Annotated in this window: 20 protein-coding genes and 2 pseudogenes; 12 read left to right on the top strand and 10 right to left on the bottom strand. The window is 68.8% G+C overall.

The genetic code is table 11. The annotated features are described in order from the left end of the window. The coding region (locus RH94_RS08625; protein WP_234425627.1) for a DUF2786 domain-containing protein at nucleotides 1-933 on the top strand (933 nt) is incomplete at its 5' end. Nucleotides 934-953: 20 nt separating this feature from the next. Here RH94_RS08625 and RH94_RS08620 read toward each other — a convergent pair. Further along, a complete protein-coding gene (locus RH94_RS08620) occupies nucleotides 954-1,487 on the bottom strand; it encodes a DUF4232 domain-containing protein (RefSeq protein ID WP_073947039.1) in 534 nt (177 codons plus the stop codon). 92 nt (nucleotides 1,488-1,579) lie between these two features. Next, on the bottom strand, nucleotides 1,580-2,047 hold the full coding sequence (locus tag RH94_RS08615) for a hypothetical protein (protein ID WP_073947113.1): 468 nt from the start codon (nucleotides 2,045-2,047) through the stop codon (nucleotides 1,580-1,582). A 77-nt stretch (nucleotides 2,048-2,124) separates the two neighbouring features. On the opposite strand from RH94_RS08615, the gene RH94_RS08610 reads away from it, so the two are divergent. The 3 genes and pseudogenes from RH94_RS08610 (at nucleotide 2,125) to RH94_RS08600 (ending at nucleotide 4,011) form a co-directional block, all read left to right on the top strand. Then, entirely contained in the window at nucleotides 2,125-3,351 is a 1,227-nt protein-coding gene (locus RH94_RS08610) for an RNA-guided endonuclease InsQ/TnpB family protein (protein WP_073947038.1), read from the top strand. A 57-nt stretch (nucleotides 3,352-3,408) separates the two neighbouring features. Further along, a pseudogene (locus RH94_RS42800) lies at nucleotides 3,409-3,595 on the top strand (SRPBCC domain-containing protein); the annotation flags it as partial. A gap of 146 nt (nucleotides 3,596-3,741) precedes the next feature. After that, nucleotides 3,742-4,011, top strand: coding sequence for a DUF397 domain-containing protein (locus RH94_RS08600; RefSeq protein ID WP_073947037.1), 270 nt, complete (start codon nucleotides 3,742-3,744; stop codon nucleotides 4,009-4,011). Nucleotides 4,012-4,104: 93 nt separating this feature from the next. Here RH94_RS08600 and RH94_RS08595 read toward each other — a convergent pair whose 3' ends face one another. Next, nucleotides 4,105-4,653 (bottom strand): ATP-binding protein, encoded by a 549-nt coding sequence (locus tag RH94_RS08595; RefSeq protein WP_199880901.1) that lies wholly within the window; start codon nucleotides 4,651-4,653, stop codon nucleotides 4,105-4,107. 355 nt (nucleotides 4,654-5,008) lie between these two features. On the opposite strand from RH94_RS08595, the gene RH94_RS08585 reads away from it, so the two are divergent. From RH94_RS08585 to RH94_RS08560, 6 genes and pseudogenes are all read left to right on the top strand, one after another. Continuing rightward, a complete protein-coding gene (locus tag RH94_RS08585) occupies nucleotides 5,009-5,833 on the top strand; it encodes a helix-turn-helix domain-containing protein (RefSeq protein ID WP_073947112.1) in 825 nt (274 codons plus the stop codon). Between the two features lie 218 nt (nucleotides 5,834-6,051). Beyond that, a complete protein-coding gene (locus RH94_RS08580; protein WP_073947034.1) occupies nucleotides 6,052-7,512 on the top strand; it encodes an aldehyde dehydrogenase family protein in 1,461 nt (486 codons plus the stop codon). Nucleotides 7,513-7,652: 140 nt separating this feature from the next. After that, nucleotides 7,653-7,877, top strand: a pseudogene (locus RH94_RS08575) (mycothiol transferase); the annotation flags it as partial. A gap of 19 nt (nucleotides 7,878-7,896) precedes the next feature. Beyond that, nucleotides 7,897-8,538, top strand: coding sequence for a PadR family transcriptional regulator (locus RH94_RS08570; protein WP_073947033.1), 642 nt, complete (start codon nucleotides 7,897-7,899; stop codon nucleotides 8,536-8,538). A 104-nt stretch (nucleotides 8,539-8,642) separates the two neighbouring features. Further along, on the top strand, nucleotides 8,643-9,638 hold the full coding sequence (locus RH94_RS08565) for an ATP-binding cassette domain-containing protein (protein ID WP_073947032.1): 996 nt from the start codon (nucleotides 8,643-8,645) through the stop codon (nucleotides 9,636-9,638). Then, nucleotides 9,635-10,396 carry an ABC transporter permease gene (locus tag RH94_RS08560; protein WP_073947031.1) on the top strand — a complete coding sequence of 254 codons (762 nt, stop codon included), beginning with the start codon at nucleotides 9,635-9,637 and terminating at the stop codon, nucleotides 10,394-10,396. Before RH94_RS08565 ends, RH94_RS08560 begins: the two co-directional genes overlap by 4 nt. Before the next feature lie 11 nt (nucleotides 10,397-10,407). On the opposite strand, the gene RH94_RS08555 is transcribed toward RH94_RS08560, so the two are convergent. From RH94_RS08555 to RH94_RS08540, 4 genes are all read right to left on the bottom strand, one after another. Continuing rightward, nucleotides 10,408-11,028, bottom strand: a complete 621-nt coding sequence (locus tag RH94_RS08555) for an HNH endonuclease family protein (protein ID WP_143203977.1) — start codon at nucleotides 11,026-11,028, stop codon at nucleotides 10,408-10,410. Between the two features lie 182 nt (nucleotides 11,029-11,210). Continuing rightward, a complete protein-coding gene (locus RH94_RS08550) occupies nucleotides 11,211-12,590 on the bottom strand; it encodes an AAA family ATPase (protein WP_073947029.1) in 1,380 nt (459 codons plus the stop codon). 43 nt (nucleotides 12,591-12,633) lie between these two features. Beyond that, the gene (locus RH94_RS08545) at nucleotides 12,634-12,984 is read right to left on the bottom strand and encodes a hypothetical protein (RefSeq protein ID WP_073947028.1); all 351 of its coding nucleotides are present in this window, start codon (nucleotides 12,982-12,984) and stop codon (nucleotides 12,634-12,636) included. After that, nucleotides 12,981-13,304, bottom strand: a complete 324-nt coding sequence (locus RH94_RS08540; protein WP_073947027.1) for a hypothetical protein — start codon at nucleotides 13,302-13,304, stop codon at nucleotides 12,981-12,983. Before RH94_RS08540 ends, RH94_RS08545 begins: the two co-directional genes overlap by 4 nt. 121 nt (nucleotides 13,305-13,425) lie before the next feature. Here RH94_RS08540 and RH94_RS08535 point away from each other — a divergent pair, with 121 nt between their 5' ends. After that, entirely contained in the window at nucleotides 13,426-14,220 is a 795-nt protein-coding gene (locus RH94_RS08535) for a helix-turn-helix domain-containing protein (protein ID WP_073947026.1), read from the top strand. Further along, nucleotides 14,213-14,434 carry a DUF397 domain-containing protein gene (locus RH94_RS08530; protein ID WP_073947025.1) on the top strand — a complete coding sequence of 74 codons (222 nt, stop codon included), beginning with the start codon at nucleotides 14,213-14,215 and terminating at the stop codon, nucleotides 14,432-14,434. The genes RH94_RS08535 and RH94_RS08530 overlap by 8 nt, the downstream gene beginning before the upstream one ends. A gap of 12 nt (nucleotides 14,435-14,446) precedes the next feature. Here the strand turns inward: RH94_RS08530 and RH94_RS08525 are convergent, their stop codons facing one another. From RH94_RS08525 to RH94_RS08515, 3 genes are read right to left on the bottom strand one after another with little or no spacing between them, the layout of a single operon-like run. Further along, complete coding sequence (locus RH94_RS08525; protein ID WP_073947024.1) at nucleotides 14,447-17,713, bottom strand: type I restriction endonuclease subunit R; 3,267 nt, start codon at nucleotides 17,711-17,713, stop codon at nucleotides 14,447-14,449. Continuing rightward, nucleotides 17,710-18,909 carry a restriction endonuclease subunit S gene (locus RH94_RS08520; RefSeq protein WP_073947023.1) on the bottom strand — a complete coding sequence of 400 codons (1,200 nt, stop codon included), beginning with the start codon at nucleotides 18,907-18,909 and terminating at the stop codon, nucleotides 17,710-17,712. Before RH94_RS08520 ends, RH94_RS08525 begins: the two co-directional genes overlap by 4 nt. Next, complete coding sequence (locus tag RH94_RS08515) at nucleotides 18,909-20,558, bottom strand: class I SAM-dependent DNA methyltransferase (RefSeq protein ID WP_073947022.1); 1,650 nt, start codon at nucleotides 20,556-20,558, stop codon at nucleotides 18,909-18,911. Before RH94_RS08515 ends, RH94_RS08520 begins: the two co-directional genes overlap by 1 nt. Between the last annotated feature and the right edge of the window lie 49 nt (nucleotides 20,559-20,607).

The raw sequence follows: 20,607 nt of genomic DNA, 5'->3' as shown, positions 1-20,607 counted from the left end.
GCCGATGTCGTACGGATCGTGCGGCGGGAGCTGGACGACGTCCACGTACGGCTGCTGGCGACGCTCGTCCGTGCGCAGGCGGGGCACGACCGGCCGCGCGGCCCGCGCTGGACCGCCCAGCTCGACGAGCTGACCACCGAGGAGCCGCCCCGCACCGACCGCTTCTCGTACGCCACCGCCGTCCTGGAGCTGTACCGCCTGCTGCTGCGACTGCCCACGCTCGAACACCTGGACGGGCCGGCGCCCGCGCACACGCCCCGGCCCGAGTCCCGCATGCTGGCCCGGATCCGGGCGCTGCTCGCCAAGGCGGAGGCGACCGGCTTCCCGGAGGAGGCGGAGGCGCTGAGCGCGAAGGCGCAGGAGCTGATGGCGCGGCACAGCATCGACGAGGCGCTGCTCGCCGCCCGCGCCCCGTCGCCCGAAGCCCCCGGCGCCTGCCGCATCGGTGTCGAGCCGCCGTACGAACAGGCCAAGGCGGTGCTGCTGGACGCGGTCGCCACGGCGAACCGCTGCCGGGCCGTGTGGAACGAATCCCTCGGCTTCTCCACGGTCGTCGGCTTCGAGGCCGACCTGGACGCGGTCGAACTGCTCCACACCTCACTGCTGGTCCAGGCCACGACCGCGATGACCGGGGCGGAAGCGGCACAGAGAGCCGGCGGGCGCAGGCGCACCAGGACCTTTCGGCAGTCCTTCCTTGCCGCCTACGCCCACCGCATCGGCACCCGTCTCGCGGCCGCCGCCGAGGCTCAGGTCACCGCGGACCTGCTGCCCGTCCTGGCGAGCCGGGACGTCGCGGTCGCCGACCGCCTGGACCGCATGTTCCCGGAGACGGCCACGACCCGTCTGCGCGGCGTGACCGACGAGGCCGGCTGGACGGAGGGCGCCCGGGCGGCGGACCGGGCCGAGGTGAAGGCCCGCCCCCGGCTGCGCTGACGCTCCGGCGGGCGCCGCCGTCAGTCCCCCGCCTGCTGGAGGGCCGTCACCGACGCGTCCGGGTCACCCGCGTCCTTCTTGCCCTGCACCGGGCCGTAGGACCACTTGTGGTCCTGGCTGCCGGTCGTTCCGGGCAGGCCGAGCTTCAGCGACGTCGCCGGGAGGCTCTTCGCGTCGCCCTCCTCGCCCCGCACGTACGTGAGCGTGAAGGACGCCGTGCCGCCCTTGGCGAGGGTGAGCTTCTCCGGCTTGGCGGTCCTGTCCTCCGGGACGGTCGCCGTGGAGCCGCCGGCGGACAGGGTGATGTCGGGGAAGCCCTCCAGGGTGCACTGGGCGCCCTGGTTGGTGAGGGTGACGGGCACGTTGCCCGTGTCCCCGGCGGCGGGCGCGGCGTTGGCGGGGCCGACCTGCACCTCGAGCTCGCCGATCCGGCAGGCCGGGAGGTCGGCGTTCTTGCTTCCGGAGTCCTTGTTCCCGGAGTCGGTGCCGCTGTCGCAGGCGGTGAGGAGGAGGGCCGCGGCGAGGGCGGCGAGGGTGATCGGAATGGCGCGCATGAAGGGGTTCCTCGGGTCGTGGCGATGTCCAAGGATCATCACGTACGAGCGTGCTGTGCGGTTGCCCACCCTGCCGTCGGCCTCCGGGAGCGTCAGGAGTCCGGGCTCGCCGTGGGCAGGCCCGGCGGCAGCGTCGGGCCCTCCGAGCGGGTGTACGTCTCCTCGCCGAGACCACCCTCCCAGGTGACCCGGAGGGTGGTCTTGTTGACGGATTCCACCGTGCCCGTCGTACGGGCCCCGCACGTCCTGAGGCGGATCACGTGCTTGCCGCCTTCCTCGCCCATGGTCCCCCCGCACCTGGTCCGGCCGGTCGAGAAGAGCACGGCCTGCTTGCCGGCGACGATCAGGACCATGGCCCTGCCGTCGGCGGTGGTGAGCCAACTGCCGGCCGGCTCACCGCCGTTGGGCGTCGTGCCACCGTCACCGCTGTCGGCGGACGCGGTCGCGGTCGCACTCGCGCTCGGTGTGGCGGTGGCGCCGCCCTTGGAGTCGGAGCCGCCGCTGTCGCACGCGGTCAGCGCGAGCGCGCCGAGCAGGCCCACCGCCGCGGTTTGCACCACGGCAGCCTGGGTGACCACTCGTCCGTGTGAGTTTTCGAGGATTCGGAGTGAGAAGCGAATCACGGCGCCATGCTGGCATGGTGACGACGCAGAGGGAAGCCGATGAGGCCGTGCACGCCCGGTACACGTACCGGCTGCGCTTGTCGTCGACCGCCCGCACGGTGCTGCTGGCGGAGTGGGACCGCTGCCGGTGGGTCTGGAACGAGTGCGTGGCCAAGTCCAAGGCCGTGCACACGCACAACACGGTGCACCCCGCGGACAAGCAGACCTGCGGCCCGGCGCAGCTGGATCTGATGCTGACCGAGGCCCGGCGCGTGACACCGTGGCTGCGCGAGGGCAGTTCGGTTGTACAGCAGCAGATCGTCCGGGACTTCGGCTGCTCCCGGACGAAAGCGCACAAGGACGTCAAGGACCGGCTGCCGCTGCGGCAGCGGGCCGGCATGCCCAAGTGGAAGGAGAAGCGCGAGGCCGACCCGACGCTGAACTACACCCAGCGCGGCTTCCGGCTGAAGGGCGGACGCCTGCACTTGGCGGGCGGGATCGTGCTGACCGTGGTGTGGTCACGGGACCTGCCCGCCGAGCCGTCGAGCGTGCGCGTTTATCGCGACAGCATCGGCCACTGGTACGCCTCCTTCGTCGTCCCCGCCCAGGTGCAACCCCTGCCGCCCACCGGGCGGGTGATCGGTGTCGACTGGGGCGTGAAGCAGACCGCGACCACCACCTCCGATGCGCACGATCTTCCCCACGCCCAGCACGGGAAGAAGGCCAGGGCGAAGCTGTCGCGGTACGGCCGGATGATGGCCCGTCGCAAGCCCGTCAAGGGGCAGGCTGCCTCGAAGGGCTACCGCGAGGCCAAACATCCACGGGCCAAGGCGTACAAGAAGGTCGCTCGGCAGCGGCAGGACACCGGTCGGAAGTGGGCGAAGAAGGTCGTGAACGATCACGATGTGATCGCCGTGGAGGACTTCCGCCCCAGATTTCTCACCAAGACGTCGATGGCGCGCAAGGCCGCCGACGCGGCCATCGGCGCCACCAAGAAGGCTCTGATCGAGATGGGCCGCAAGCACGCGCGGGCCGTGCACCTGGTGCACCCCGCGCACACCACAATGGACTGCGCAGCCTGCGGAGCGAGAGCCAAGCACGCACTGCCGTTGTCCGAACGCACCTACACGTGTACCGCGTGCGGAGTCGTGTCCCCCAGGGACAGGAACTCCGCCCGCGTGATGCTCGTCCGGGCAGGTCTGGACCCGGCCGGCGTCGAGGGCGCAAGACCTCCCGGACCGTTGGTCCGGGAGGCTGCCTGAGCCAGGAATCCTCCGTCAAGCCTGAAGGCTGGGATTCCCTGCCTTCAGACGGGGATCAGTCAATGGACGCTCACATGGACGTTGTTTATTGGAACACGAGGGCCGCGGTACGCGTCTCTTCCTGGTGCACGAAGGATTCGATCCGGACGACCCGGCGCAGATGATGGCGCGAAAGATCATGGACGGGGGATGGCGCTCGCATGTCCTGCGGGAGCTGGGGCAGACGCTTCACCGTCTTCGGTGAAGCGGAAGCCGATGCTGTAACCGGCGAACCACTCCTCGTGCACGTGCATCTGTTCATGCATATGCATGTGAACAGGGTTATGATCCGGGTCAGTTGACCGATGCATCAATGGCCACACCAGCCAGTGCACCAACGGGGAGCGACCTGTGGACCACGACGTCGAGGGCGGGTACGGGGGGTTCGGTGTGTACAACGGCATGGCGGCCACGCGGCTGCACGGGGTGGTCTGGCAGAAGAGCCGGCACAGCAACTCGCAGGGCTCCTGCGTGGAGTTCGCGCGGCTGCCGGGCGGTGAGGTGGCCGTACGCAACTCCCGGTTCCCCGACGGACCCGCCCTCGTCTACACGCGCGCGGAGATCGAGGCGATGCTGCTGGGCATCAAGGACGGCGAGTTCGACCACCTGATCGCAGGGTGACGTCCCCTCAAGTCGCCCGGCAGCCCAGGCGAATTGGCGCACAGCGCGCGGTAACGCGCGTAGAACAGTGGCGTAGTGGAACGACGCTGTTCGTCAATCGGCGGGCCGTAGCCGGAACAGCGCCCAGACCACCTTGCCGTGCAGGGCGCCCGCCATCGGGTGCCAGCCCCAGCTGTCGCTGAAGGAGTCGACGAGGAACAGGCCGCGGCCCGACTCCGCCGAGAAGTCCTCCGTCTCGCGGGCGACCGGACTCTCCCCACTGGGGTCGCGCACCGCGCACACCAGCCGCCCGGTCCAGCGCAGCAGGTGCAGACGCACGTGCGGGCCCGTGTCGTGCGGAAGTGCGGCCGGCGCCAGGGTGTGGCACGCGGTCCGCGGGCTTTCGTCGGCGGGGCGCTGGGCGGGGGGCAGCCCGTGCCGCAGGGCGTTGGTGACCAGTTCGGAGACCACCAGGCAGATGTCGTCGAACCGGTCGCCCAACTCCCACTGGTCGAGCGTGGTGCGGGTGAACCGCCTTGCCTCGCGCACCGCTTCGTAGCGGGGGGGCAGAGCGCAGGAGGCGGCGCTGGACACGGCCGCGGGATCCAGCGGCGGAAGGCCCTGCCGTAACGGCTGGAGCATGGTCGATCCATTCGTCCCCATGCGAGGCACTCCCGGGAATTCGCGGTCGTTGCGATGCGGCGGTGGTGCGGGACCATGGTTTCCGATGCGTACAGCAGATGCAAGGGCAGATGCACGTGCACGTGACCGGATTGGGTCGTCCCGTACTGCTTGTTGGCCAATTTTTCCGCCATCTTCTCGCCCCTCGGTCGCCTTCTTCGGTCGCCTCCTTCCGCTTCCCGCTGCCGCCGGCCGCCCGGAATCCCCGGCCTCTTTCCGTTTCCGTAACCGCGCGAGTACAGCTCGGAGTGATTTAGTGGCAGACTGCGGCCCTTGAAGACGGTTGGGGAGGCTGGCGAACGTGAGCGCGGGAGAGCCCGGATCGGTGGTGCGGCGCATGCTGCTCGGCTCGCAACTCAGGCGACTGCGGGAAACCCGGGGGATCACACGCGAGGCGGCCGGGTACTCGATCCGCGCCTCGGAATCGAAGATCAGCCGGATGGAGTTGGGCCGGGTGAGCTTCAAGACCCGAGACGTGGAAGACCTGTTGACCCTGTACGGCATCACGGACGAGGCGGAGCGCACCTCACTCCTCTCCCTCGCCAAGGAGGCCAACGTCGCGGGCTGGTGGCACAGTTACTCCGACGTCCTGCCCAGCTGGTTCCCCACCTATGTGGGTCTGGAGGGCGCGGCGTCGCTGATCCGCGTCTACGAGGTGCAGTTCGTGCACGGACTGCTGCAGACCGAGGCGTACGCCCGCGCGGTCGTCCGCCGCGGCATGCGGGACGCGAGCGAGGCCGACGTGGAGCGGCGGGTGGCGCTGCGGCTCGAGCGGCAGAAGTACCTCGTCTCCGAGAACGCCCCCGACCTGCACATCGTCCTGGACGAGGCCGCCCTGCGCCGCCCCTACGGCGACCGCGAGGTGATGCGCGGCCAGCTGCAGCACCTGATCGAGGTCTCCGAGCGGTCCAACGTACGGCTGCAGGTCATGCCGTTCAGCTTCGGCGGGCACGCCGGTGAGTCCGGGGCCTTCACGATCCTCAGCTTCCCGGAGTCCGACCTGTCGGACGTGGTCTACCTGGAGCAGCTCACCAGCGCCCTCTACCTGGACAAGCGCGAGGACGTCGCCCAGTACGAGAAGGCGCTCGAGGAACTGCGGAACGACAGCCCCGGTCCGGACGAGAGCCGCGACCTGCTGCGCGGACTGCTGCAGCTGTCGTAGGGAATCCGCCGCCGAGGAGGGCCCCGCCGCCGCGGAGGATCCCGTCGGTGCGGGGATCCCGCCGGCGCAGGAGGGATTCCGGCAGAAAGCCGTTTCCAGCCCCAACCCCTTTCGCTCGCAAGTACGATGACGGGCGATCAGACCGACAGGAAGTGATCGGGAGCTGATCGGGCTCCGACTGCTTCGACCACCTCGGCAGCAGGGGATTGAGGGATCAGATGCCGTCCTACTTCACCGACCTGGCCCAGCAGTACATCGACGGCGAGTGGCGCCCGGGCAGCGGCTCCTGGGACATCATCGACTTCAACCCGTACGACGGCGAGAAGCTGGCCTCGATCACCACGGCCACGGCCGACGAGGTGGATCAGGCCTACAGGAGCGCCGCTCGTGCCCAGAAGGAATGGGCGGCCACCAACCCCTACGCCCGCCGGGCCGTCCTCGAGAAGGCGCTGCGCCTGGTCGAGGAGCGCGAGCGGGAGCTCACCGAGGTGATCATCGCCGAACTCGGCGGCACGCACCTGAAGGCCGGTTTCGAGCTGCACCTCGCCAAGGAGTTCCTGCGCGAGTCGGTCCACCTGGCGCTGCGCCCCGAGGGGAGCATCCTGCCGTCCCCGGCCGACGGCAAGGAGAACCGCGTCTACCGGGTGCCGGTCGGTGTGGTGGGCGTGATCAGCCCCTTCAACTTCCCCTTCCTGCTGTCCCTGAAGTCCGTCGCCCCGGCCCTCGCCCTCGGCAACGGCGTGGTGCTCAAGCCGCACCAGGACACGCCGATCGTCGGCGGCACCCTGATCGCGAAGATCTTCGAGGACGCCGGGCTGCCCCCCGGTCTGCTCAACGTCGTCGTCACGGACATAGCCGAGATCGGCGACGCCTTCCTGGAACACCCGGTCCCGAGGGTCATCTCCTTCACCGGTTCCGACAAGGTCGGCCGGCACGTCGCCACCGTCTGCGCCTCCCACTTCAAGCGCTCGGTGCTGGAGCTCGGCGGCAACAGCGCGATCGTCGTCCTCGACGACGCCGACCTCGACTACGCGGTCGACGCGGCCGTCTTCAGCCGGTACGTCCATCAGGGCCAGGTCTGCATGGCCGCGAACCGGATCCTGGTCGACCGCTCGGTCGCCGGGGAGTTCACCGAGAAGTTCGTCGCCAAGGTGAAGTCGCTGAAGGTCGGCGACCCGAGCGACCCGCGGACCGTCATCGGACCGGTGATCAACTCCACTCAGGCGAACGCCCTTTCGAGCACCGTCGAGCAGGCACTCGCCGAGGGCGCCACCGCCCTGGTGCGCGGCACCACCACCGACAACCTCGTCGAGCCGTCCGTCCTGACGGACGTGCCCGCCGACTCCTCCCTGCTCCGGCAGGAGGTCTTCGGCCCGGTCGCCTTCCTCATCCCGTTCGACGGCGAGGAGGAGGCGGTCCGGATCGTCAACGACACCCCGTACGGCCTCAGCGGCGCCGTCCACACGGCGGACGTGGAGCGGGGGGTCGCCTTCGCCCAGCGGATCGACACGGGCATGTTCCACGTGAACGACGGCACCGTCCACGACGAGCCGCTCGTCCCCTTCGGCGGTGAGAAGCACTCCGGCGTCGGCCGTCTGAACGGCGAGACGACCGTGGACGCGTTCACCACGGTCAAGTGGATCTCGGTGCAGCACGGGCGGAGCGGGTTCCCGTTCTGAGGGCCGTCACGCGAGGACGTACTTCACGTGAGGACGTACTTCCGTGCCCCGGGCCCTTGCGGACAGAACCTGTCCGCAAGGGCCCGTAGCGTCGTGGGTGCCGGGCAAGAGGTCACCGACACGACGAAAGGCGGCCGGTCATGGTCGCCCACGTGCGAGCCGAGGAGCGGGGCGACGAGCGGGGCGCGCTGCCGGCGTTCCCGGAGGAGCAGCGCGGCGGGATCCGCCGGGCCCTGCCCGGGCTGACCGAGGAGCGGGCCCGCAGCCGTCCGAGCGCGAGCGAGCTGTCCCTGGGCGGGCTGCTCAAGCACGTCCGGGAGGACCTCGTTCGAGCTGGCGGCCCTGGCGCAGGCTGGCTGGGCCGGCGGCCATAACCTGGAGCGCATGTCAGCAATCCGTCTGCTGGTACTGGGGGCCGTCCGTCAGCACGGGCGGGCCCACGGCTACCAGGTGCGAGGCGACCTGGAGTACTGGGGCGCGCACGAGTGGTCCAACGCCAAGCCCGGCTCGATCTACCACGCCCTGAAACAGATGGCCAGGCAGGGGCTGCTGCACGTGCACGAGACCGCTCCCTCCACGGCTGGCGGTCCGCCCCGCACCGAGTACGAGATCACCGACGCGGGCACCGAGGAGTACTTCCGGCTGCTGAGGGAGGCCCTGGTCGCCTACGACCAGAAGATGGACGTCCAGTCCGCGGCCATCGGCTTCCTCGTCGACCTGCCGAGGGGCGAGGCGGTCGCCCTGCTCCGGGAGCGGATCCGGCGGATCGAGCAGTGGCGGACCGCAGTCACCGAGCACTACGTCCCCGAGGACGGACCCGAACAGCTAGGCCACATCGGCGAGATCATGAACCTCTGGATCCACCGGGCCGACTCCGACGCCACCTGGACCCGGGGCCTGATCGAACGCCTCGAACGCGGCGCCTACACCTTCGTCGGCGAGGGCGAGCCGTTCGTCGGTGTTCTGGCCGAGGGCGAGGCGAACCCGTACGCGACGGGGGAGCGGCACCCGGAGGACGACCGCTGAAGCAGCGGGGTCCATCGGGTAGTCAAGTTTGACCAATGCGCACTCGCGCGCTACCTTCCACTTCCGAAGTGAGTAGTCAAATTTGATTAGAAGGGGAGCAGTCAGTGGCCGACACGGCGATCACCGTCGAAGGCGCACGCAAGAGATACGGCGAGAAGAAGGCACTGGACGGGCTCGACCTCCATGTCTCCCGCGGCACGGTGCACGGGGTGCTCGGGCCCAACGGCGCGGGGAAGACCACCCTGGTCCGCATCCTGTCCACCCTGGTCAGGCCCGACGCCGGCCGGATCGGGGTGGCCGGGCACGACGTGGTGACCGAGGCCCGTGAGGTTCGCTTCCGCATCGGCCTGCTCGGCCAGCACGCGGCCCTCGACGAGGAACTCGACGGCCGCCAGAACCTGGAGATGTTCGGCCGCCTGTACCACCTGGGCGCCCGCCACGCGCGCGTGCGCGCCGACGAGCTCCTCTCGCGCTTCGGCCTGGCCGACACCGGCCGCAAGCCCGTCCGCACCTACAGCGGCGGCATGCGGCGGCGCCTCGACCTCGCCGCGTCGCTCATCACCGACCCGGAGGTGTTGTTCCTGGACGAGCCGACGACCGGCCTCGACCCGCGGGGCCGCGCCGAGGTGTGGGCGTCGGTCCGCTCCCTGGTCGGCGGCGGTACGACGGTGCTGCTCACCACCCAGTACCTGGAGGAGGCGGACCAGCTCGCCGACCGGGTCTCGGTCGTCGACCGGGGCCGGGTCGTCGCCGACGGCACCCCGGAGGAACTCAAGTCCCGGCTGGGCGGCGACCGCATCGACGTGGTCGTGCGGGACGCAGGTCGGCTGGACGCGGTGGCGGCCCTGATGCGGGCCGGCTCCGCCGGTGTCTCCGCGGATGTCTCCGCGAATGTCTTGGCGGATGTCTCGGTGGACGCCGACCGACGCCTGCTCAGCGCTCCGGTCACCGACCGCATGGCGGCACTCGCGAGGGTCGTACGAGCCCTTGAGGAGGCCGGGATCGAGGCGGAGGACGTCGCCCTGCGCCGCCCCACGCTGGACGAGGTGTTCCTGCACCTGACGGACCGGGACGACCGTACGAAGGAGGCCGCGGCGTGACCGCCTACGTGCTGAGTGACTGCTGGACCATGACCCGCCGAGAACTCGCCCACTGGGCGCGGCAACCCGTGCGACTGCTCGTCGGCCTGGTCTTCCCCGTGATGATCCTGCTGATGTTCGGCTATCTGATCGGCGGAGGCCGCGGTGTCCCGGGCGACTACGTCGACTACCTGGTCCCCGGCATCTTCGCGCTGACCATGGCCTTCGGCCTGGAGGGCACCATGATCGCCGTCACCCAGGATCTGAACAAGGGTGTCGTCGACCGCTTCCGCTCCATGCCGATGGCCGACGGCGCGGTCCTGGTGGGCCGTTCCGCGGCCGACATGCTCCAGTCGGCGATCGGACTGGCGGTGCTCCTCGCCGTCGCCGCCGCGCTCGGCTGGCGCGCCCACGGCAGCGCGGGCGGTTTCCTGGGCGCCGTGGGACTGCTCCTGCTGTTCCGGTTCGCGATGCTGTGGATCGGCATCCACCTGGCGCTGGTGGCCGGGAAGCCGGAGACGGTGCAGGCCGTGCAGATCCTGGTCTGGCCCGTCGGCTTCCTGTCCAACGCCTTCGCCGCCTCCGAGTCCATGCCCGGCTGGCTCGGCGCGGTTGTCCAGTGGAACCCGATGTCCCACACCGCCACGGCCGTACGCGACCTGTTCGGCGGCCCCGGCGGCGAGCCGGGGCACGTGTGGGCGGCCGTCGCCTGGCCCCTGGCCCTGCTCGCCGTGTTCTTCCCGCTGGCGGTACGACGGTTCGCGCGGCTGAGCCGGTGAGTGCGGGGGCTTCAGCCGTCCATGGGTGAGGGAAGGACGGCTGAAGCCTCCGGCCGTGCGGTGGGCACGTTGGCGAGGAGACGTCCTTCCGGCACTGTGCCCCGCGCGGTGGCCAGCCAGGCTTCCAGCGCGGTGGCGAGTTCGGAGCCCAGGGCCAGCGACGCGTACGGCAGCCGGGCCATGTCCTCGATGGCCCGCAGTACGTCAGCGAAGGGCTCACGGTGCAGGGCGTGCACCCGGAGCTCCGCCTCGCCAAAGTCTCCGCCCACCATGTACCGGTACCACGCGATGAGGACATCGCGACACTTGACGTAGGCATCCACGCGGCCGGAGACCAGATCGAAGCGGTCGTTGAGACCGAAGACCCGCAACGTCTCATCGCCCTTGCGGGTCTTGGCCTTGAACTTCCCGGTAGCCGGCAGGAGTTCGAGGTGGTCGAAAGGGTCATCCACGCTCGGGTCGATCAGCAGGCACTGCCCGAAGTCGTCACACGGGTACTCCGTGCGTTTGTAGTTGCTGTTGCAGTGCGAGCAGGCCAGCAGATGGTTGTGCCAGCAGAAGGTGCGCAAAGGGCGCCGGGACTTGGGCTCGAAGTGCTCGATGTCCGTGCCCGCGCTGTTCAGGCAGTACATGCACCGCCCCACACCTGGTGCCATGCGGAACAGAAGTGCGCGGATGCCGGACTTCTCATCGGCCGCGGCGCTCCACTGGCTCTGTGCGGCCTTGCTGGTCGCCCCGAGTTTCCGGATCTGCTCCGTGCGTTCCGCGCACCGTCTCAGCAGGTCGTCGTCGGCTGTCGGCCGTCGTAACGGAATCACTGGCCGCCCCCCAGCCGGGCCGCCACTTCCTGCACGCGGGCCGCACGGCTGCTGTTGAGCCGGGCGGCCAGCTCGCGGTAGGCCAGGGCGTCCTGTTCGCTGGCCTCACCCGAGAAGACCTTCTCCTCCAGGCGCACGAGTCGGCGGCGTTCCTCCTCGGCCCGGTTCGAGTACGGCGTCTCCAGCCCGAACAACTCGGAGAGCACCGCGTCCTCGCCGCTGCCGTACACGATCCTCCGGTACAGCGCGTCGTCCACGACCTCCAGACCGCCCTGCTCCTCCGGGCCGGGCAGCCGGACCAGCCCGCCGGGGTCGGCGGCCTGGCAGATGTACGGACTGTGGCTGGTGACGATGAACTGGATCCGCGGGAAGTGAGTACGCAGCCAGTCGCCTATACGGCGCTGCCACGTCACGTGGAGGTGGGCGTCCACCTCGTCGATGATCACCACACCGGGCATCCGCACCACGGGGTGCCCGTCGTCGTCCAGGCCGGCATCCAGGGTGCCGTACGCGTTCTGCACCTGCCGCACGATGTCCAGGACAAGGGAGGCCACGACCCGGAAGCCGTCGCTCATCTCCCGCAGGGGGTAGGCCCGTTCAGAATCACCGGCGGGAGCCACCCATAACCCGTCGGCGGTCACCCGCAGGGCGCGGTAGCCATCCGGAAGCAGCCCGTCGGACAGTAACCGCATGACCGTGTCGAGCAGTTCACCGGCGTCCCGCTGCTCCTCCAGACTCCGGTGTCTGAGCTCCCGCAACCAGGAGACTCCCTCGGCAAGCGACGCCTCCTCATGGAAGAGGGAGGCCATCCGGCCCGCGGGGCCGGGCGCGAGCATCAGTTGCTGTGCCTGCCCGCTGCCACCCGTCATCCGCCGGAACGGGCCGTAGGCAGCGCAGAACCAGCCCTGGGGACTGTGGGCCCAGGGACCGCGCGCGGCGGTTCTGGTCGCGTCCTCCCCACCGCAGTCGGACACCAGGCGCGGCTCCGGCGGAGCCCCGTAGCGGGGCAGGTCCAGCGCATCCTCGGGGACTGCCCAGCGGAGCCCGAGAGCGAGAGGACCGTCGTCCGGCACCGCGTCACGTCCTGTGAACCGGTCGACGGAGGGATCGGGGCGCACGTATGCCCGAGCCCAGGCGGAGCACTCACCGGTGCTGATCCAGCCGCCGAAGTCCTGTACCAGCGACCGCGCCACTTGCGGGCCCGCCAGAGACAAGGCCAGGGCACGCAGCAGCGTGGACTTGCCCGAGCCGTTGCGCCCGGCGATCACGGTCCAGCCACCGCCGTCCCGGGGAGCGGTCAGGGGGAGTTGGCGTTCCACGGTGCGAGCGCCGGTGAAGCCTCGGACATTCGACAATCCGATTCCGGATACGTACACGTGTCCTCCCCTCGTCCCTCTGCCCCGGAGCCTGGCCACCCTCTCACGACGAACCGGTCTCGGGGGAGGGAGTGTCGTTCGGACCCGTACCGGCCTTGACTTCGGTATACACGCGCAGGCGGGCGCCCCTGCTCTCCGCGATGCGGCACACGTCGGTCAGGGCCTCGTTCATGCGGGTGAGGAGGTAGCGGAGCTGGACGACGGTCACGTGCTCGTCGTCCAGCATGTCGGCGAGGTGGGCGAGGAGGTCGCCGGCCATGTCGAGCTGGATGCTCTCGGCGGTGTCGGCGGCCCGGGAGAGACGCCCGCTGCCGTCGGTCAGGAGATAGCAGGGCTTGCCTTCGGGGCCGGGCCAGGGCAGGAGGCGGGCGGGGATGAGGGCGTTGTGTGTCATGCGGTCAGTCCCAGGCAGTGCGTCGGGTGCGGGTGTGGGTGAGAGGGCAGGTGGAGGCCCTGTGGGGCGATCAGCAGGGAACGGCGGCGGGCTTGTCGGCGTCGTTCCTGTTCTCGGCGCTCGTGCGCGATGAGGTAGGGGCGTACGAGACTGTGATCCTCGCCGCGAAGAGGGCGTGCGCCGAACTGGTACGGGGTCGGGCCCTCGGCGGGCGGGGGCGGGAGGTCGTAGCCGTCCTGCGCGTCGAGCCGGCGTCGTCCTGTACCGGGGGCGACGAGGTTGAGCAGCGGCTCGAAGAGGCGGGCGATAAGGCCGAGCATGGTGTGACTCCGTGATCGATGTCGCGTTCTGTAGCGATCGACCTACAGAGTGGAATGGCCCGTATTAGGCTCGCCAGGGGGTTTGAGGTGACAGAGCATTTGTCACGGAGGAGTTGATCTCGTGGGCACCAACTACGGCGACTGGCTCAAGGAGCAGCGCGAGGCGGCAGGCCTGACACAGCAGCAGTTGGCTGAGGCGGCGGTCATGACGCGAACGCACATCGCCCACATCGAGGCGGGGCGCCGGGTGCCGTCACGGGAGGATGCGCGGCGGCTGGACAACGCGCTGGGCACGGGGAATGTGCTCAGCCGGTTTCTGCCGCAGGAGGAAGCGGCGGTTCCTGACTACTTCGAGTCGGCACGGCGACTCGAACAACAGGCAGTGATGATCCGTGAGTTCGCCCTGTCGTTCGTGCCGGGCATCCTTCAGACGGAAAGGTACGCGCGTGCGGTTTTGAGCACGTCGTTCCCTCCGGTGAGTGAAGAGGAATGTGACAGGCTTGTTGTCACACGTCTGGAGCGGGCGAAGGTCCTGGACGACCCGGTCACGCCCGTAGTCTGGGCGCTGTTGGACGAGGCGGTTCTGCGGCGGGTCGTGGGCGGCCGAGATGTCATGGCGGAGCAGATCACACATCTGGTTCGGCTGGTGGAGCGGCGCCGTGTACGGGTGCATGTGGTGCCCTACGGGGTAGGTGCGTATCAGCTTCTACAGGGCTTGATCACGCTGATGTCCTTCGAGGACCAACCACCCTTGGCGTACTCGGAGGGCGTCCAAGTGGGCAAGGTGCACGACTCTCCGTCGGTGGTCACACGCCTTGAGGGAGCCTACGATCTGGCACTGAGCGACGCGCTGCCGCTCAAGGAGTCCGCCGCCATGATGCAGGCGATTGCGAAGGAGTACGGGCGTTGTGACTGATTCCCTCATAGTGGATGGTGCCCCGCTGGGCGGTTGGCGGAAGTCGTCGTACAGCGGCCCGGAGGGTGGCAGCTGCCTCGAAGTGCTGGATGACCACCCTGCGGGCGTTCCCGTGCGAGACTCCAAGAACCCCCACGGACCCGCCGTGATCATTCCAAGGTCCGCATGGTCGACGTTCGTCACGGCGGTCAGGAGCGGCGGCTTCCCCTCCTGACCGCCCACTGACTCACGACCACTCGTCCGCCTTGACCTCCGTCTGCTTCAGTACGCGGTTGATCGCGTCCGGAGCCTGGTCGGGCGGGTAGCCGTAGAGGCGGAGCAGGAGTTTGACCTTGCCCCGGATGCGATCGCGGGCCTGGCCCTTGACACGCCAGTCGACGGTGACGTCCTTGCGGACGAGTTCGCACAGCTTGTGGGCGATCTCGGCGAGGACGCCCTGGCCCAGCTCCAGGGCGGAGGGGTTGTCGGCGACAGCGTCGTAGAAGGCCAGCTCGTCCTCCGTCAGGCCGAGCTCCTTGGCCCGCGTACGGTCCGCGGAGATGGTGCGGGCCAGATCGACGAGCAGGTCCATGACCTCGGCGGAGCTGAGGAGGCCGTTGTGGTAGCGGTTCATGACCTCCTGCATCTTCTCGGTGAAGGTCCGCTGGCGTACGACGTTGCCGGGATGAGCGTCCCTGATCTCCTTCTTGATGGCGCGCCGCAGCGCCTCGATCGCGAGGTTGGGATGCCGACTGGCCCGCATCTGCGCCACGAAGTCCTCGCCGAGGTGGGACAGGTCGGGCTTGGTGAGTCCAGCGGCGTCGTAGATGTCGACGACACCGTCGGCGGCGACGACCTCGGCGTTGAGCTGCCTGACGAGCCGGTTCACGTCCGCCTCGGTGGCGAGTCCGTCGACTTCGCGGTCGTCGACGGTGAGCTTCCGGCGTGAAGCGCGGACGGAGGAGTAGAACCGGATGTCGGGCAGGAGGTCCTGGACGTCCGGGTGGGTGGAGCAGAGCGAGAAGGACCGGGACAGCAACTGTGAGTGATGCATGAACAGTTGGTGTCGGGTGGGTTTGCCGGGCTCCAGGTCCGGCTCGGCTTCCTTGAGGAACTCGAGGACGTCGTAGAGAGCTTCCTTGTAGCCGTGGGCGTCGAAGGTCGCGCGCCAGGGGCAGGGGCGCAGGATCTCTCCGATCCGCTGGTGGGTGCGTCGTACGGAGGTGCACGCCTCCTCGACGGGTGCGCCGATGGTGCGGTTCTTCTGGTCGGGCGCCGAGTACTCGCGGAGCGCGTCGGTGAGTTCCTGGGCGACGCCGAGGAAGTCGACGACGAGGCCCGAGGGTTTCTCGCCCCAGGTGCGGTTGACACGGGCGACGGCCTGCATGAGGGCCGCGCCGCGCATTCGGCGGTCGAGGTAGAGGGTGTGGAGGGGCGGGGCGTCGAAGCCGGTCAGCCAGAGGGACTGGACGATGACGAGTTCGAGCTCGTCCTTCTCCTCCTTGTCCACCACGCGCTTCTGGATGCGCTTGAGCTGGGTGGGCGTGCGGACGTAGTCGGCGACTTCGTCGTCCTCGTGGCCGGGGTTGCCGGTGAAGACGACGCGTACCTTGCCGGTGTCGTCCGGGTAGAGGCCGCTGACCGGGTCCCGCTCGCCGACCCACTCCGGGCGGCGGCGGGCGATGGCGTTGAAGAGCCGGGCGGCGATGGCACGGGAGGAGCACACGATCATGCCCTTGCCGGGCCGACCGGTGAGCTTGATCATCTCCTTTCGGCGGGTGTCCCAGTGATCGAGGATCGTGTTCGAGAGCTCGTCTATCCGCTCGTCAGCACCGATGAGGTCTTCGAAGGTGCCGAATCGGCGGCGGGCGCGCTTCTGCTCCGCCTCGGTCAGTCCCTCCACCAGACCCTCTGCCTGGGCGTCGAGGTCGTCGAGGTCGATGTCGTCGGGAAGCTTGACCTTGTGGAGGATCGCTTCGTAGTAGACAGGGACGGTGGCGCCGTCGTCCACGGCCTGGGTGAGGTCGTAGGTGTGGATGGTGGGACCGAAGACTTGCTCGGTACTGCCGGTGGCGTTGTCGATCGGGGTGCCGGTGAAGGCGATGAAGGTGGCGTGGGGAAGGGCGTCGCGGAGGTTGCGGGCGAAGCCGTCCTTGAAGTCGTAGTGACTCCGGTGGGCCTCGTCGACAATGACGATGATGTCGTGACGCGGGGAGATGACGGGGTGCCTGGCGCCGGCCTTCCGCTCGGCCGGGCTCACGCGGAACTTCTGGAGCGTGCTGAAGACGACCCCGCCGCCGCTGGTGTCCCGGGTGAGGAGGTCCTTGAGCTCCTGGGCGTTGTGCGCCTTCTCGAGCTCGCCGCCGATGATCCGGTGCAGGCTGTGGCTCCTGGCGAAGGTGCCGAAGAGCTGGGTGTCGAGGTCGATACGGTCGGTGAGGAGCAGGATCGTCGGGTTCGACAGCTTGGGGGTACGGACCACCTTGCCGGTGTAGAACAGCATCTCCTCGCTCTTGCCGGCGCCCTGCGTGTGCCAGACGACGCCTGCCTTTCCGTCCGTCGCGGCGGCCGACTCGGTGGCGGCCACGGCCTTGCGCACGGCGAAGTACTGGTGGGCCTTGGCGAGCTTGACGGTGTCGACGTCGGCGCCGGTGCCGTCGGCGGAGTAGGAGAGGTAGGAGCCGATCAGGTCCAGGAAACGGTCGGGTTCGAGCGGGCCCTGGATCATGCGCTCCAGCGCGCGGCCGTCCTGCCACTCCTTCTTGCGGAGCAGGGTCCCGTCCTCGTCGGCGTGCCAGGGGGCCATGTGCTGCCAGGGCGTGAAGGGGGTGCCGAGGCGGGCGGTTATGCCGTCGGTGGCGACGGCCAGGAGCAGGGTCCTGAAGATGCCGTCGTTGCGTAGCTCCCGCCGGTAGTTCCGGATCTGGTCGTAGGCCTTGCGGGAGTCGTCGGGGCCGCTTGCCTTCTTCAGCTCGATGATGCCGAGGGGGAGTCCGTTGACGTACAGGACGATGTCGAAGACGAACTCCCGGCCGCGGGAGTTGCTGCGTACGCGGACCTGGGAGGCGGCGACGAGGTCGTTGCCGTGGGGGTTGGCGAAGTCGACGACGCGGACGGTCTCGTGCCGGTCGGTGTCGGTGAGCGGGTCCCGGTAGGACACCTTCACGGCGTCCATGGTGAGACGGCGGTAGAACAGCCAGTTCTGGCGGACGTCGGAGCCGGGGGACTGCTTGAGCAGTTCGTCGATGGCGGCGGTGACGGCGGTCTCGGGCAGGTGGGGGTAGCGGGTGGCGATGGCGGTGCGCAGGCGGGGGTAGAGGATCAGGTCGTCCCAGGACTTGCGGTGCCCATGGGCAGGCCCGAGGTCCTTCCCGTCGACATGCAGCCACCCGAACTCCGCGAGCTGCTCCAGTGCGATGTGCTCCCAGTCCTTCTCGGAGAAGGTGAGCGCTTCGGCGTGGGAGGCGGCGGCTTCGGAGCCGGGGGGCGGCTGCCCGTCGGGGTCCACGCTCATACGGCGTCCTCTACGGCTCGTTCGGCGTCCTTGATGCGGAGCTTGCCGGTTACCAACTGGGGGAGGAGGGTGTCGCGGAGGGTGGCGAGGGTTCGGTTCTCTTCTGCGGTATGCGTGATCTTGGAGTGCAGTGCGTTGAGAGCCGAGATTAGGTCCTCCCGATCGTCTTCAACAGGCAGTGAAATAGGCCATGAAGGCATCTCTTTGAGAGGAATGCGGTCGACAGTGGCGCCATGGACGGTGCGTCGCCTGATTTCTTTTTGGAATTCGCGACTCAGGTAGGCGTGGAGCAGCAGTGTGCCGTTCACAGACGCGCTTCGTGGACGCAGGAGTCCCATGCGGCGACCGAGGCATGCGCGGACCCCGGCAGGCATGAGGGCGGCTTCTCCGAGTCGAGTCTCGTAGGAGAACAGCACGTCGCCCTCTTGTGGCTGCACGCGTTTTGTCCAGCGAGGGAAGTCGTCCTCGGAGAGATGCGCGGACTCTGCCAGGTCCAGCACGCCTCCCTTCAAACTGCTGATGCTCAGGAACCACGGTCCGTGTGGCGTCTTTTGCGGTGTGGCGTGCGGGCCATCGAAGACTGTAGCGATGTCTGCGATACGCATCTCCGCTGTGGCGGGTGTGAGGGCGTAGCGAGCCCGGGCGATCTCCATAGCGGTCTCGGCGATCCGCTCGTTGACGGCGATCTTTTCGTCCAGGGCGCCGAGGACTTCGGCGATGGCCCGCTGGTGTGACACGGGTGGTAGGTGAATCGTCATTTGCCGCAAATGCGTGGGGCCGAAATGCTTGATCACACTTCCCACCCCCATGGCCTCAATTTGGCGTTTGAAGGATGGCGCCGTAAGGGCATGAGGAATGAAGTTGGCCAAGATTTCGCTTGTCTTGGGGCGAAACCTGATGATGCCGGTATAGGCGATAGCTCCGATGCCTGAGGTATCAACCGTTGAAGTTTCTCCCAGGGAGGCAGACGTACTCAAGAGAACGTCTCCCAGTTGCAGTCGAAAATGGTTCCAGCGCTTCGATACCTGCTCCTCGTCCAACCGATCGCAACCGGCCAGTAGCGGAGCTCCTTGCTTGAGGCCTGCGAGCCTGATCAGAGGTACACCCTCTGGACGGAAATCGCGGGCCATAATCCCAGGGCCTTCCTGGAAATCAAGGATCTGAGGCAGCGGAAGCTCGCGCCAGTCAGCAAACATCACACCCTCCCCAACTGCTCACGCACCACAGCCTCCAGCCGCCCCGACTCCTCGAACAGCCCGAACAGCTCCTTGCTCAGCCGAGCCACCCGCTCTTCTACCGGTTCCGCGTCCGGATCCTCCTCCAGTTCCGCGACCCCCACATACCGCCCCGGCGTCAGCACGAACTCGTGCTCGCGCAGCTCCTCCAGCGGCACGCTCCGGCAGAACCCGGGCACGTCCTCGTACGCCCCGGCGTCCGAATCCTCCGCTCCCCGCCACGCTCTGAACGTCCCCGCGATCCGGGCCAGTTCCTCGTCCGTCAGCACCCGCTCCGTGCGCGAGGCCATGACGCCCATCTCCCGGGCATCGATGAACAGCACCTCGTCCTTCCGGCCCCGCACCCACTTCGAGTGCCGCCCCTTGCCCTCCCCGAGGAACCACAGGCACGCCGGGATCTGCGTCGACCGGAACAGCTGACCCGGCAGCGCCACCATGCACGCCACCAGGTCGTCCTCGACCATCGCGCGCCGGATGTCGCCCTCGCCGCCCGACTTGCTGCTCATGGAGCCGTTGGCGAGGACGATGCCCGCCCGGCCGCCCGGCGCGAGGTGGCTGACCATGTGCTGGATCCACGCGAAGTTCGCGTTGCCGACCGGCGGGGTGCCGTACGTCCACCGGTCGTCGACGCCCAGCAGCTCGCCGCCCCAGTCGGAGATGTTGAACGGCGGGTTGGCCATGACCACGTCCGCCCGCAGCTCGCCGTGCTGGTCGTCGCGGAAGGAGTCGGCCGGCCCCTCGCCGAGGTCGGCCTCGATGCCGTGGATCGCGAGGTTCATGTGGGCCAGACGCCAGGTCGTGAGGTTGCGTTCCTGGCCGTACACGCCGACGTTCATGCGGTCGCCGCCGTGCGTCTCCACGAAGCGTTCCGCCTGCACGAACATGCCGCCCGAGCCGCACGCCGGGTCGAGAACCCGCTCGCCCTCCTCCGGCTCCAGCATCTCCACCAGGAGCTTCACCACGCTCGGCGGGGTGAAGTACTCGCCGCCCTTGCGGCCCTCCTGAAGCGCGAACTGCTCGAGGAAGTACTCGTACACCTCACCCATGAGGTCCCGCGCCCCGACGCGCTGTCCGTCCTCGCCCACCTGGGCCTGGAAGGTGAGCCGGTCGAGGAGCTTGACCAGGCCGGCGAGGGTCGTCTCGTCGACGCGGCCGCTGTTGTACTGCTGGGGCAGCGTGCCCTTCTTCAGGGAGGAGTTGAACTTCTCGATCGTCTCCATGGCCGTGTCGATGACCTTGCCGAGGGTCGGGTCCTCCAGCGTGCCCTTGGCGCGCTCCAGGACGGTCTCCCAACGGGCCGTCGGCGGGACGTAGAAGATGCCGGCGCCGGTGTAGAGCTCGCGGTCCTCCACGATCTGCGGGATCGCGGACGCCGGAGGCGCCCCGTCGAAACCGAGTTCCTCCAGCAGCCAGCCCCCGGGCCGCAGCCCCTCCTCCAGATGCGCCCGCTTCTCCTCCATGGCGGCGGACACGTACTTCAGGAACACCAGACCGAGCACGAAGTGCTTGTACTCGGCGGCGTCCAGGCTTCCGCGCAGCTTGTCCGCGGACTTCCAGAGGATGGACTTCATGTCCTCCGGCTTGGCTTCCTTCTTCTTCCGTGGCGGCACGGGACCCTCACTTCTCTCGACACACTGCGAAACACTTACTGCACAACGA

This window comes from Streptomyces kebangsaanensis (assembly GCF_001906585.1).
GTDB classification, from domain to species: Bacteria; Actinomycetota; Actinomycetes; order Streptomycetales; family Streptomycetaceae; genus Streptomyces; species Streptomyces kebangsaanensis.
The sequence above is the reverse complement of the archived record's forward strand: the minus strand, read 5'-3'. Positions and strand labels throughout refer to the sequence as shown.